The organism is bacterium (genome assembly GCA_019637795.1).
Lineage (GTDB): Bacteria > Desulfobacterota > Binatia > HRBIN30 > CADEER01 > JAHBUY01.
On the sequence record JAHBUY010000001.1, the window covers coordinates 943,587 to 957,167 of the forward strand.

At 71.3% G+C, this 13,581-nt stretch carries 11 protein-coding genes and 1 pseudogene; 5 read left to right on the top strand and 7 right to left on the bottom strand.

The features are described 5' to 3' along the window. Positions 1-9: 9 nt before the first annotated feature. A pseudogene (locus tag KF840_04005) lies at positions 10-129 on the bottom strand (nitroreductase). A gap of 272 nt (positions 130-401) precedes the next feature. On the opposite strand from KF840_04005, the gene KF840_04010 reads away from it, so the two are divergent. Next, a complete protein-coding gene (locus tag KF840_04010; protein MBX3024055.1) occupies positions 402-1,745 on the top strand; it encodes a hypothetical protein in 1,344 nt (447 codons plus the stop codon). A gap of 275 nt (positions 1,746-2,020) precedes the next feature. On the opposite strand, the gene KF840_04015 is transcribed toward KF840_04010, so the two are convergent. After that, entirely contained in the window at positions 2,021-3,736 is a 1,716-nt protein-coding gene (locus KF840_04015; protein MBX3024056.1) for a serine hydrolase, read from the bottom strand. A gap of 195 nt (positions 3,737-3,931) precedes the next feature. Here KF840_04015 and KF840_04020 point away from each other — a divergent pair, with 195 nt between their 5' ends. Together KF840_04020 and KF840_04025 are read left to right on the top strand one after the other, a co-directional pair. Then, complete coding sequence (locus KF840_04020) at positions 3,932-4,069, top strand: hypothetical protein (GenBank protein MBX3024057.1); 138 nt, start codon at positions 3,932-3,934, stop codon at positions 4,067-4,069. A 282-nt stretch (positions 4,070-4,351) separates the two neighbouring features. Further along, a complete protein-coding gene (locus KF840_04025) occupies positions 4,352-7,729 on the top strand; it encodes an AAA family ATPase (GenBank protein ID MBX3024058.1) in 3,378 nt (1,125 codons plus the stop codon). A gap of 439 nt (positions 7,730-8,168) precedes the next feature. Here the strand turns inward: KF840_04025 and KF840_04030 are convergent, their stop codons facing one another. From KF840_04030 to KF840_04045, 4 genes are all read right to left on the bottom strand, one after another. Further along, on the bottom strand, positions 8,169-9,035 hold the full coding sequence (locus tag KF840_04030) for a hypothetical protein (protein ID MBX3024059.1): 867 nt from the start codon (positions 9,033-9,035) through the stop codon (positions 8,169-8,171). Positions 9,036-9,144: 109 nt separating this feature from the next. After that, the gene (locus tag KF840_04035) at positions 9,145-9,894 is read right to left on the bottom strand and encodes an SDR family oxidoreductase (protein MBX3024060.1); all 750 of its coding nucleotides are present in this window, start codon (positions 9,892-9,894) and stop codon (positions 9,145-9,147) included. Positions 9,895-9,957: 63 nt separating this feature from the next. Continuing rightward, a complete protein-coding gene (locus tag KF840_04040; protein MBX3024061.1) occupies positions 9,958-10,728 on the bottom strand; it encodes an SDR family oxidoreductase in 771 nt (256 codons plus the stop codon). 214 nt (positions 10,729-10,942) lie between these two features. After that, complete coding sequence (locus KF840_04045) at positions 10,943-11,854, bottom strand: RNA polymerase sigma-70 factor (protein MBX3024062.1); 912 nt, start codon at positions 11,852-11,854, stop codon at positions 10,943-10,945. 368 nt (positions 11,855-12,222) lie between these two features. Between KF840_04045 and KF840_04050 the strand changes: the two genes are divergently transcribed. Beyond that, positions 12,223-12,618 carry a cupin domain-containing protein gene (locus KF840_04050; GenBank protein ID MBX3024063.1) on the top strand — a complete coding sequence of 132 codons (396 nt, stop codon included), beginning with the start codon at positions 12,223-12,225 and terminating at the stop codon, positions 12,616-12,618. A gap of 133 nt (positions 12,619-12,751) precedes the next feature. Here KF840_04050 and KF840_04055 read toward each other — a convergent pair whose 3' ends face one another. Further along, positions 12,752-13,129 (bottom strand): hypothetical protein, encoded by a 378-nt coding sequence (locus KF840_04055; GenBank protein ID MBX3024064.1) that lies wholly within the window; start codon positions 13,127-13,129, stop codon positions 12,752-12,754. 131 nt (positions 13,130-13,260) lie between these two features. Here KF840_04055 and KF840_04060 point away from each other — a divergent pair, with 131 nt between their 5' ends. Next, complete coding sequence (locus tag KF840_04060) at positions 13,261-13,581, top strand: hypothetical protein (protein ID MBX3024065.1); 321 nt, start codon at positions 13,261-13,263, stop codon at positions 13,579-13,581.

The window sequence follows — 13,581 nt, forward strand, 5'->3', positions numbered from 1 at the left end:
GAACACCGCGGCCCCGGTCGGCGCCTTGAGCGCCAGCTCGATGAGCTTCAGTACCAGCGCGTCGTCGACCGGGTCGGGCTTGAGGCGGCGGATGGCGCGCTGGGTCAACATGGCGTCTTCCAGCGGCATGCTGAAGTCTGGCGGCTGCGTCATGCGGCGCATGAAAGCACGGCCGGGCCGCCGAGGGCGAGCGTTCACGCGGCGGCGCGGGGCGCACGACGTTCTGGCGAGACCGCCGGCGGGCGTCGTCGATCCGCGCGCACGGCGCTCGAGGGGCGGCTGGCGGGCAGCGCCGGAGGCGGGATCCGAGCAGCGCGCCGGGCCTGTTCGACGGGGTGGCGACGGGCGGCCGGGCAGTTTCTGTATTGACCGACGCCGCGTCTCGCGTAGTCCAGATGGGCATGAAAGAGCCCCAGCGCGCAGTCCTCCCCGTTCGCCTGGCCGTTCTGGCCCTCGCCGTGCTGCTCGCCGGCTGCGGCGATGACGATGCCGACGCGCTTCCCGCCTGCAGCGGCGGACCCAGCCCCGGCGTGCCGCCGGCCGCGGGCTACCTCACCCTGCGCGAGGACGTGCTGATCAACGCCGACTACTGGGAGGACGAGCCGCGCATCCTCGGCGCCGGCCTCGGCTTCACCGCCATCATCGGCGTGCCCGGTCTGAGCTCGAGCGATCTCAACACCCAACGCCTGTCGGTGCTCGACGCCGGCGGCGCGTGGAACACGGTCACCACCTCGTCCGGCACCATCGCGCAGCGCGCCTACACCTCGGCCGCGTCGCCGGCCGCGGTCGCCAACGGCTACGGATGGCAGGTGCAGTACTGCGACGGTCTGCCGATCGAGTTCAGCTGGCCGGTGCGGCCGAGCACGGTCGATGCAAGCGACTTCCGCGTCCACCTGAACGACGGCACCGTGGTGACGCCCAAGGTGGTCTCGATCAACCCCAACCTGGAGTACAACGAGCGCTCGACGGTGGTGATCTTCGGCGGCTTCGGCAACCGCAAGGTGCCCGGCGTGAAGGGCGCCCGTTATCCGGTCTTCTTCGAGATCGTTCCCGACGCTACCCCGATGCAACTGGTCGGTCCGGGCGGACGGATCGTCAGCGCCGTCGGCCTCACCTTCGGCGACGGCACGACACCGCGGACGGCGTACAACCCGGGCAACGGTCCGACGCTCGCGGCGGCCAAGCTGAGCCGCATGTCCACCAGCGGCGAGGGCGCGCCGGTGTTGTTCGCCGCCCAACTGCCCAATGACGGCGTCGCGCTCTACGGCTCGGCAGCCGCCTACCGTCTGCGCGTGCTCACCACCGGCGGCTTCTCGCCCGACGGCGTGCGCAGCGTCTACCCGACCGAGTTCAGCCGCTACTTCCGCGTGCTGGCGGTCGACGCGCAGGGCAACGACCACTGGATCGAACAGGCCGGTCAGGCCTACGCGATCGACGGCGGCTCGCTCACGGTGCTCGGCCTGGCCGACCTCGGCGTGGCGCAGGACAGCTACGACGAGGCCTACGTCGAGGACCACGACAACCAGATCGACATCGTCATCGCTGGCGACGAGTCGGCGGTTCGCGCCATCCGCATGGTCGAGGTGCCGAGCAGCGGCGGCTACTCGCCCTTCTACAACCCGGGCGGCCCAGGCAACGCCCCGGCGCCGGGCACCGTCTACACCCAGCCGACCGGGCTGATTCAGCAGTCGGTCACCATGGCCCTGGATGATCCGATGACGGTGACCTGGCAGGCCGTCCGATAGGACCGGGACGACCACCGTTCGGGGACCGGACGCCCGTCCGCGAGATCGGCGCCATGCCTGCGTCGAACATGACGTGAACGGCACGCCCACGAACGTCGCGGCAACCGGGGCCGACGAACGCGGGCGCCTGCGCCACACTGCAGGAGGAGGCGGCGGGTAGGTACCTTGTGCTCGTGAGCGAAGTCTCGCGAGGCGAGGCACCCCGACTGGCTCCGCTGAGGACGAGGGCCACGGCGCGGCCGGAAGCCGGCGCACGCCGCTGCCCCGAGCTCGGCCTACTTCGCCACCCAGGCCGCCTCGTAGGCGCGTTTCACCACCGAGCAGGCCTCGCCGTAGTCGCCGCGCCGGGAGTTGATCAGCAGCACGGCCTGCACCCCCGCGGGCAGGTCGGCGATGCAGGTCGAGTTGCCGGGCTCCTTGGTCCGGAAGCAGGTCTGGGTGCCCTCCGAGCCCGGCTGCGGGTAGCAGACGCCGCCGCCGTGCATGCGGTAGGTGCCGAGCTTCCCGGCGGTGAAACCCGTCCACGCGTTCGGATCGAGCCAGCCGAGGAAGCGGTCGTACATCAACTGCCGCGTCTTCGGCTTGAGCACCTTGTCGTTGTACCGCACGTGGGCGAGGAACTGCGCCAGCTCCATCGCCGACATGTACCAACCGCCGCCGCCACCTGTGAAGTACCAATCGCCTGCCGAGACTCCGCCGAGCGCCGGCTCGCGCGAGTCGTACAACAGCGCCTCCGGCCCCTCGGCTAGGTTGGGCGCCAAGCCCGGTCCGCCACACGGTCCGTCCCCCGGCGGCGCCGCCAACCCCATCGCCGCGAAGACATTGCATTGCATGTGGGTGGCGTACGTCAGCGCCGTAAAGCCTGGGCAGAATCCGGTCCAGGGAAATCCACCGCATGCGAAGCCCTGCATGTAGTACAGCATGGCGCGAAACAGGGCGAAGTTGGCGTTGTTGTAGTGATACACCTTGTCGGCGGGGTCGACGCCGAGCTCGACGCACGCCTTCATTCCGTCCCAACTCGTGGGACACGTCTTCCGGTTGCCCTCGCTGTCCCGACCGCCCAGCCCAGTCTTCTGGGTCAGCAGCTCCTCGAACGTGAGCTCCGCCACGTTGGCGCCGGGCACCCAATCCGGAGGCAGGTAGGGACCGATCGGCGATGCCAACAGCGCTTCGACGTCCGGGCCCATTTTCTGCAATTGGATGAGTACGCCGACGGCGGTCAGGGTCTTCGAGACGCTGGCGAGATGGACCTCGTCGTTGAGGCCGAGAGGAACGACGGGATTCGAGTCGATGATCGTCTGGCGCAGCCCGGTGGCGAAGGAATTGACCGGCTGTCCGTGCCGGTTCACCACCACCGCGTACCCGGTGACCGAGAACGCCAGATCGCCCTGGACGCTGGCGATGAAGGTCTGGGAGTCGAAGTCCAAAGCGTTCTTGATGTTCAGGGTCTTGGCGTACGCCGCCCCGGCCTTGGTGTGGTCGCCGGCGGCGACAGCCAGGTCGCCGGCAGCTAGCGCCGCCTGGGCTCGCGACAGCATGCGCGGCGGCACCGCCGCGCGCTCCGCCAGTTCCAGCCACCCATCGGCGATCGCGCGACCGACTTCGGAGAGGTCGGCTCGCCAGCGCCCGATCTCATCGACCCGATCCGGGTCTGCTGCGGCCCGGCGCGCCGCGGTCGCCAGCCGCCGTTGCGCCGTCCGAATCCGCGCCAGCGCGCTGCGCAGGTTGGGCTCGAGGGCGGCCATGCTCCGGCGCGCGCGATCGAGTTGGAGCGACGCCTTCGCGAGCTCGCCAGCGACATCGCCGGACGCGCCTGGGCTGGCCGCGAGCGCGGAGCGGATTTCGTCGAGGCGCGCCAGCGGGCTATCGACCGGTTCGACCTCGGGCGGGGTCTGAACGGTGATGTCGTCGTCGGGCTCGGGTGGCGTCTGTGCCGGTGCGCTTCCGGCGACCGCCAGGGCTGCAGCAAAGGCCATGATCACGTTCTTCATTTGGCTCCTCCCGGCGAGTTTGGTCGCGGCTCCGCGTCGGGGCGGGCGGTCGCGACACGCGGTTACCGGAGAAGGCGGGACATCGGCTGTCCCGGGCGGGACACGGGTGCCGTCCCGAATACCGAACCCGACGCAGCACCGAGGGCGCTGAACCGCCATTCGGCATCGTGTCGTGATTCGCTCGGACTGATCACGATGGCGAACGTCGCGCCGCTCACCGACGCGGTCTCCGTCTGCGAGGCCGGCGACGCCAACCGCGACGGCCAGATTACCATCGGCGAGCTGGTCACGGCGGTGCGCCACGCCCTCGACGGCTGCCCGCTGGTCGGCTGACGAACCCGCGCAAGGCCCGCCTCGCGACGCGCCCTTCGAACGCCGCTCGCGAGCCAGGCCTTCATCGTCGCCGATGGCGCAAGCGAGGTGAAAGATCTCGCGCCTTCTGTGGGGCTCACGCACCGATCGTGGCGTCCGCGCGTTGTGGATCGAGGACCGAGCGCAGCGGTGGGACGGCGGCTTGACCGGGCGCACGGAGCCGCGTCTCGACGGCGGCCTCGGAGCGCGCTCCCTTCCGGTTTGCCTTCAATCGTCGCCAGCCCTGTTGTACTGACTCACCTGATGGTGTCGTCGCACTCGGTGGTCAGCGTGCAGACGAACCGCGAGCCGCTGTTCATCGGACGCGAGGCGGAGATCGCGGAGCTGGGCGCCGCGTTGGCCAGGGCCGCTGCCGGCTGCGGCCAGGTAGTTCTGATTGGCGGTGAAGCGGGAATCGGCAAGACGGCGCTGGTCGCCCGCGCGACGCGTGAGCTGCGGCCGGGCGATGAGGGATCGGCGCCGCTGCTCCTCTGGGGGCGTTGCTGGGAGGGTGACGGCGCGCCGCCGTTCTGGCCCTGGTCTCACGCGCTGAGGCACTACATCGTCGACCGCGACCTCGCCGACCTGGAGGACGAGCTTGGTGACGGTGCCGTCGAGATCGCGCGGATCGTTCCGCAGTTGCGGCGGCGCTTTCGCGCCGTGGCCGACGTCGGCGAATCCGATACCGAGCCGGCGCGCGTTCGCCTGTTCGATCACTTCACCGGTTTCCTGCGCCTCGCCAGTGCGACGCAGCCGCTGGTCATCGTGCTCGACGACCTGCAATGGGCCGATGTCCCGTCATTGCGGTTACTCGAGTTCGTGGCGCGCGAGATTGCCGACTCACCGATCGCCATCCTGGGGACCTACCGCGACACGGACATCGGGCCGGGGTCTCGGGTGTCTCACTCTCTCGGCGCGCTGACGCGCGAGCCGGTGACCGTGCGCCTGGTCCTCTCCGGTCTGGACGCCGGCGAATGCGCGCGGGTGGTGGATCGGATCGCCGGCGTCGAGGTGTCTCCTCGCGTCGCGGCGGCGATCCACGCGCGCACGAACGGCAACCCGCTCTACATCTGCGAGATCGTGCGCTGGCTGGCCTCCGAGGGCAGCCTCGCTGCAGCCGAGGACAGTCAGATGTGGACCCGCAGCGTTCCCGCCGGGCTGGCCCAGGTGATCGGCCGGCGCCTCGAGCCGCTGGGCGCCGATGCCGGCGCGGTCCTCGAGGTGGCGGCGTTGATCGGGCCACTCTTCGACCTCGATACGCTGTGTGCCGTGTGTGTGCGCGTCTCCACCGTCGGCGCGGGCGATGTCGCGGCGCACCTCGACCGCGCGGCTGCCGCGGGACTCGTGGGCGCGGGGAGTGACGGCGCCGGACAGCTCGCGTTCACCCATGCCCTCATCGCAGACGTCGTCCGTTCGCGGATCGGCCCGATCCGCCGCCGGCAACTGCACGCCGAGATCGTTGCGCAGCTCGAAGGCTCGGGCGCCGTCTCCGCAGATCGCCTCGCGGCGCTCGCCTGGCACGCGTCCGAAGCCGGCCCTGGCTACGCCGCGCGGGCCTATCGCTATGCCTGCCGCGCCGGCGACGCGGCGGCGGAGCGGGGAGCCTTCGAGGACGCGGCCCGCTTCTACGAGGCGGCGTTGCGGACCGTGGTTGCCGGAGATGTCGGGATGGCGAGCGAGCGCATCCACCTCCTCGAGGCCCTCGCCAACGCGCGGCGGGCCGCCGGATCCCTGTCGGAATCCCGCCCGCTCTACGCCGAGGTTGCCGGTGAGGCGCTGCGAACCGGCGCGCACGACCGCCTCACGCGTGCCGTCCTCGCGCTCGCGCACGTGGTCCCCGAGTACGGCAGGTCCGACCCCAACACGAGTCTCTGGCTGGATACCGCCCTTCGCCACGTCGGCAACGGCGATCCGGTGCTGCGCAGTCGGCTGCTGGCTCGGAGCGCCATGGAGCTGTGGTCGGTCGATTACCACCGCGCCGGCGCCATGGCTCGCGAAGCGCTGGACCTGGCCCTGCGCGCCAATGATGCGAACGCCATTGCCTATGCCTACTACGCTCGCTTCGGCGGCGATCTCGATATCGATCGCGCGGCGGCCGGCGCGGCGATGTTGGCCGCCGGCGAGCGGGCCGGCGACCTCGAGCTGATCGCCGAGGCGCGGATCCAACGCTTGCGCAGCTTTCTCGAAGTGGGGGATGCCGGCGCCGTGGGCGTCGAGATCGTCGCCCTGCAGGATCTCGCCGGCCGCTCGCGTCGGCCACGACATCAATGGCTGGCGCAGATGTCCCAGGCGAGCTGGCTGATCACGCAAGGTCAGTTCGACGCCGGCGAGGAGACCGCGCTACGCGCGCAGCGATTCGGTGAGCGCGCGGAGGAGCCGAACGCGGCGCAGATTCTGGCGGCCCAGGTGGCGCAGATTCGCGACCGGCAGGGCCGCCTCGAGGAAATCATGCCGGTGGTCGAAGCCGTGGTCGCGGAGCGCGGCGAGGTGCCGGCCTGGCGAGCGGGGCTCGCCTACGGCTACGCGCGCCTTGGCCGCATGGAGGAGGCGTCGGCCGCCTTCGCGGCAATCATGGACCGGGACGAGGTCCTGGCGCGCCGCGACAATTCCTGGATGGTCATGATGCACTATCTGGCCTGCGCCGCCGGCGAGATCGGTGACCGTCGCCGAGCCGCCGTCGTGTACGGCCTGCTGCAGCCGTACTCTGGACGCAACATCGTCGATGACAATAGCTGCTACGGGCCGGCCGATTACGCGCTGGCGCGACTCGCCCTGGTCCTGGACGACGCCGCCGCTGCCGCGCGTCACTTCGAGGGGGCGTTGCGCGTCAGCCGCAGCACGTTGGCCTTCCCGGCGTTGGCCGAGGCACAGGCTGAGTACGGTGCCTGGTTGGCGCGTGACGGCGGCGATGCCGAGCGAGCCGGCGACCTGTTGCGCGCCGCGCATCGCACCGCCGACCGCCTGGGGATGCACGCGCTCGCGGCCCGCACCGCGGCAGCCATCCCCGTGTCGGCGCCGGGCAGCGCCGCTACCGAGGCCGAGGACGTCACCGCGACGTCCGATCGGCCCACGTTCCGTCGAGACGGCGATTTCTGGACCCTGACCTACCGCGGAACGCTGTCGCGGGTGCGCAACAGCAAGGGATTGCACTATCTGGCGATGCTGCTGCGTGAGCCCGGGCGCGAATGGCACGTGACCGACTTCGTGGCGCAGGCGGCGCTGGCCGCGAATGACCGCGCTGCGGAGGGGCTGCACGCGTCTCGTCTGGACTCGCAGGCCGTCGCCGATGCACGCGCGATCACCGACTATCGGCGCCGCCTCGTCGAAGCGGAGGCAGAGCTCGCCGAGGCCGACGCGTGTCACGATCTCGGCCGCAAGGAACGGCTGCAACAGGAAATCGAGATGCTGCTCGACCACCTGAAGGAACGGATGCGAGCGCACCGCCACCCGCACGCCTCCGGAGGTCTCGAAACCATGCGCAACACCGTCACCAAGACGCTGCGCCGCCAGTTGGTGACGATCCAGCGGGAGCACCCGGCGCTCGGGCATCACCTGTTGTGCGCCGTACGCATCGGCATGTGGTGCAGCTACCGCCCGGAGACCATCATCCACTGGGATCTGGGAACGGATCAGGGCACCTGAGACGCGTCGCGCCGCGGTCTCCCGGATCGGCGGCTGCGTGAAGGGGAACGCCGCCGCGGGCGGTTCAGCGCGCGAAGAGGATCTCCGTGTCGACCCGGCGGGTAGGCGGTATGAGGTGGCGCCTCGATGGAACCAGCCAGCTCGGACCTCCCGGCGCGATCGCCCCCACGCGCGTGCAGCGGTCGGCCGCGGGTCGTGCGACGATCGCAGGGTCGAAAATGGGCACCCCGACTGGCCCCGCTGAGGACGAGGGCCACGGCGCGGCGGGGAGCGGAGCATCGATCCGAGACGGTTGAGGCCCCGCTGCAGCTCCTTGACCGCGTCACCCTGATCGGGGCGGTGCGGGTAGTTACCACGTGTGCTCGTGAGCGAAGTCTGGCGAGGAGAGATGGGAGCCGTACCCTTGCCGGCCTCACACACAACGGCAGGAACTGCGCGCTCAGGTCTCGCGACGGCCGCGCTGGAGCGCGTAGATGGGACGGGTGCCGCTCAGGCCCCTGAGAGCGTGCTCGCCGCGCGGCTCGAGCGAGAAGCCCGCGCCGTCGAGCAGGTCGTGGGTCGTGCCGGAGACGAGAACCTCGCCCGGGCCGGCGAGGGCGGCGACCCGGGCCGCGGCATGGACACCGACGCCTCGCGGCTGCCCGCCGACGATCTCCACCTCGGTGGTGTGGAGGCCGACACGGACGCGGATTCCGAGCGGCTCGACCGCCGGATCCATGCCGGCCGCGGCCCGGACCGCTTTCGCGGCCCCGTCGAACAGCACCAGGAACCCGTCGCCGGTCGCCGCCATCTCGCGGCCGCGGAAGCGGTCGACCACGGCGCGGATCCGCTCGTTGTGCTCGCGGACCAGCCGGGCCCACGCGTGATCGCCGAGCCGCTCCAACATCTCGGTCGACCCGACGATGTCGCTGAAGAGGACGGTCGCCAGGACGCGATCGCCGAACTGCTCCGGGGCGAGCCCGAAATTGTGCGCGCTCGCCACCTCGATCGACTCCCAGGGGGCGTCGCCGATGACCTCGACGTCGTGCCCGGGCGGAATCTCGTACCCCTCGCCCGCGGTGATGACGAGGCGCGTGCCGTCGTACATGGTCACGCGCAGCGTGCCGGAGATCGCATACCCGACGTGTCGGTTCTCACAGGCGCTCGTGTGCACGGTGGGCGCGACGTCGTGCGACCAGCGCCAGCCGGGCCGGAGAAGGAAGCGGCCGATGGCGGTCTCGTCGAGCTGGATGACTTCGACGCGTCCGCTCGGGAACGTCCGTACTTCGTCCGGCGTCGCGAAACTCTTGCACTGCAGTCGAGGCATGCGGTTCGTCCTTCCCGCCGCTCGAGCCGACGGCGGATGTGGGATGCGGTGTCGTCCCGCCGCCGTCGCGCCGGCGATTCGCGGCGCGGCGGCAGCGGATGTGCCCGCGTCACGCGACCGAATGGCTCAACCACTCGTCGAGCCGCGTCGGGCCCACGTACGGTGCGTCTCCGGGAACCAGGCTGCCGTCGTTCACCGCCAGGCCGAAGTAGGAGGCGCTCGCGTCGGCGGTCACGCTCCGTCCGTCGTGCCTGGCGCGCAGGTAGCGGCGGACGAAGTCGTCCATGCGGATGCGCTCCGGGCCCGCGATCTCGACGATGCCGTTGACGGGGGTGCCGAGCGCGACCTCGGCCAGCGCGGCGGCGACGTCGTTCGACACGATGGGCTGCATCATGGCCGGCGGCAGCCGCACGGTCGCGCCGTCGGTGGCCGAGGCGGCAATGCTGCCGGCGAACTCGAAGAACTGCGTCGAGCGCACGATCGTGAAGGGAATGCCGGAGGCGCGGATCAGATTCTCCTGCGCCATCTTGGCGCGAAAATAGCCGCTGCCCAGCAGCCGATCGGTGCCGACCACCGACAACGCCACATGGTGGCCGACACCGGCCGCCGCCTCCGCCGCCGCGAGATTGTGGCCGGCCGTTTCGAAGAACGTCATCGCGACCTGATCCTCGAACGACGGCGAGTTGGCGACGTCGACCACCACCCGCGCGCCCGCCAGCACCCCCGCCAGCCCCGTGCCGGTGAGCACGTCGACCCCGGTGGCCGGCGAGGCTGCCACCGCCTGATGGCCGCGCTGCCCCAGCAGCGTGACGAGCTTGGAGCCGATGAGTCCGCTGCCGCCGATCACGACGATTTTCATGATGTACCCTCCTTTGGATGAATGGCCCGACCTCGGGCGGTCTGCGTTCCGTGCATGGGTCGATCAGGTGCTGCTCAGTCCGCCGTCGACGACCAGGACCTCCCCGGTCATCCACCCGGCGGCCGGCGACGCCAGCGCGACGATCCAGTGCGCGACGTCCTCGGGCGTGCCGCGACGGCGCAGCGGAATGCGCGCCCGCTCATCCGCCCTGATGGCTTCCGCCTGCGCCGCGGTCAGCGCCATGCGCTCGGCGAGGAACTCGGTCTCCGTCGGGCCGGCCGCAACGGCGTTCACCCGCACCCCCGCGGGGGCAAGCTCGAGTGCCCAGCAGCGCGTCAGATGCTCGAGGGCGGCCTTGCTCGCGGCATAGTGCGACAACCCGGCTGCCGCCTTGTGCCCGAACGTGCTGGAGACGTTGACGATCGTTCCGCCGACCGCGATCAGGTGCGGCACCGCGGCGGCCGCCAGCAGCGACGGGCCGAAGACGTTGACGGCGAAGATCTCCTCGATGCGCTGCGCGTTCGCCTCCGCCAGCGGCAGAATCGCTCCGGCGCCGGCATTGTTCACCAGCACGTCCAGCCTCCCGAACCGCTCCACGGCCTCGCGTACCGTCCGCGGCGCGTCCGCGGCACTGCCCGCGTCGGCCACCGTAAAGGTGATGCCGTCGTGCCGGTCGGCGAGGACGCGGAGCGGCGCCGCGCGGCGCCCGGTGACCATCACGTGGGCGCCTTCCGCCGCGAACGCCAGCGCCGCGGCACGGCCGATGCCCGCGCCGCCGCCGGTGACGAGCACGCCTTTGCCCGTGAACGGATTGCCGTGTGGCCGATCGACCAAGGGATACTCCCGCCTGGCGGCGAGCCGGCGCGCAGCGTCCGCTCGCGATTCGCGCGACGCCACTGCGCACCGGCCAACCGCTGCTGAACCGGATCGCGTCACCGCGACGACCGAACAGCGCGCCGCTTCGTGACAGATGCGCCGGCGCGGTGGGGCGAGCGGAGAGCCGCGACGCGCGCCACGGGCGATCGGCGGCGCTGGTCCGCTGGTCCGGCTACTCGCCGCGCGCTGGGGAACGCACCAGGGTGATGAGCTTGCTCGGCCGCATCATCCACATCAATTGGTGGATGCCGCGCGGCGACGCGGTCACCGTCAGCAGGCCGATGGCGTCGTCGTCGCGCCGGATGAGCGCCGACCACTGTCCGTTCGTTTCGATCCAGTCCAGCGTCACCCCGCTCCAGAAATGCGACGCCACCGCGGCAACGAACCGGGCCACGCGCGTGCGACCCGACACCGGGCGGCGGGCGGCGCGCACGAATCCGCCGCCGTCGGAATAGGAGACGATGTCGGCGGCGAAGACCGCTTCCAGCGGCGCTACCTCGCCGGTCTGAGCCGCGGCGACGAAGGCGGTGAGGAGGCGCCGCTGGTCGGCGGCGCTGGCCTGGGCGGGACGCCGGTTGGCGATGTGTGTGCGCGCGCGCTTGGCCAACTGGCGCGCGTTCGCCTCCTCCAGCCGGAGGATCTCGCCGATCTGGCGGTACGAATAGTCGAACGCCTCGCGGAGCACGTAGGCGGCGCGCTCGGTGGGCGACAGATTCTCCAGCAGCATCAGCACCGCCAGCTCCAGGGCTTCGCCCCGTTCCGCGCCCAGCTTGGGATCCGTGCTGGTGTCTACCGGCTCCGGCAGCCACGGTCCGACGTACGCCTCGCGGCGCGAGCGCGCCGATTCCGCGACGTTGATCGCGAGTCGCGTCGTCGTCGTCGCCAGAAAGGCGGCCGGGTCGCGCACCGCGCTGCGATCGGTCGTCTGCCAGCGCATCCAGGTATCCTGTACGACGTCCTCTGCTTCGGCGGCACTGCCGAGCATCCGGTACGCGATGCCGAAGAGCCGGCGACGCGCGGCGACGAAGGCCGCCAGGCCATCATCCGGCGGAGCGGATCCCTCGGGGTGTTCGACATCGACCATGAATCGGACGCTCGGCGCCGCAGTGTATGCACGCCCTTCCCCTCCGGGCTAGCGTCGCGAATCCGAAATCCCCGCTCCATCTCGCTGGCCCTCGCCCCGCCTGGCGGCGTTGCGCCGCGGGCCCGATGTTCCCGCGGCGGCGCGCCCAGCCAGGCGTGACAATGGCTCACCGAGCCGTAGCGGGGATTTCGGATCCACGACACTAGGCTAGGGGCGGGCGGCGGCGCGCGCCCTTGTCACGAACCGCGCCGCCGTCCGGTCGTGGCGGGCGGAAGCCGGCCGACAACGGGCGCGGCTCGGCGATCACCGACCGCCGCCAGAGGAGACCGCTCATGACCAACCCGATTCGCACGATCGACGAGCTCCGGATGGGACTTCTCGCCTGCCTGATCGCGGCTCTGTTGCCGGCCGCGGTCGCGGCGGCCGAGACCGCGCAAGTGAGGGACCTGTTCGCGGTCGATCTCGCGGACTACCCGGGCAGGGAAGGGCGCATGGTCGAGGTGACGTATCCGCCGGGCTCGCAGGACGCCGTTCACCGGCACGACGCCGATGCGTTCGTCTACGTACTCGAAGGCGAGATCGTCATGCAGTTGCAGGGCCAGCCGCCGGTCACGCTCGGCCCAGGGCAGACGTTCTACGAAGGCCCGAAGGACGTTCACCTGATCGGGCGCAACGCCAGCCACACCAAGCCAGCCAGGTTCGTCGTCGTGTTGCTGAAGGCGAAGGACGCGCCGATCCTCGTGCCGGTGGACGCGGAGCGGTGATAGCCAGCGGTGCCCCGCGGCCGCCGGCCCAACTCGGCGCCGTCCAAGAGCTCTCGGTGTGGACGCGACCTCGGCGGCGCGGGTCGGCATCCGGCTGGGCCGGCCGGATGCCGCACCGGGCGCGCCGGGAAGGCTATTGGATGCAGTACCGGTCCGGCGGCGCGCAGAGGCTGTACAGTCGGTTGCAGCAGCGCTCGCCGAGGGGGCAGAGCACCGATCCGCACGGCTCGCGCCCGTCGGGTGGCGGTCCGCAGCGATCGCGCATCGCGGCATTGACCGCGGCGATCAGGCAGGCGATGGCGACGCGGGCGCCGCCGTCGCAGGCGATCGACGGGCACGCGGCCAGCGGCGCCTCGCCCGCGGCCACGCTCACCGCCGCGATCAGCTCCGCGATTCGCACCCGTCCATCGCCGTCGCAGTCGCCGATGCAACTCCAGAGGGTGATGACCCGGGCCGCCGCGACGCCGGCCAGCGTCAGGAGCACCGCGCCGATGAGAAGCGCCCGCGCCATGCCGGTCTCCTACCACGGTGGCGCCGGTCGGCGCGATGGAAATCGGCGGCGCTCGACGGGCACGGCGATGCGCCGCCGGGCTGGCGCGGCGCCGGCTTGCCTGCGCCGGCGGGCTGCCGCATCGTCGGGCGATGGCGGGACGGCGGCGGCAGCGCGCGGAGCGGCGGCAGCGTGAACAGACGCGGCGGCGGCTGGCGCGGGAGATCGAGGCGCTGGCGAGTCTGGACGAGGGCGGGTCGCCGGAGCGGCCGATCGCCGTCGATTCGGTCGCCGTGGTCGAGATTCGCGCCCTCGCCCGAGCGTGTCCGCTGTGCGGCGGGCCGCCGCGGCTCGCGGCGCACCGGGCCGAGGTGATCGACGGCGTTCGCCTGCGCGTCGCCGCGGTCGCCTGCGCCATGTGCGGCGTCGAGCGCGCGATCTACTTCCGCCTCGACGAGCCGCTCGCCCACTGA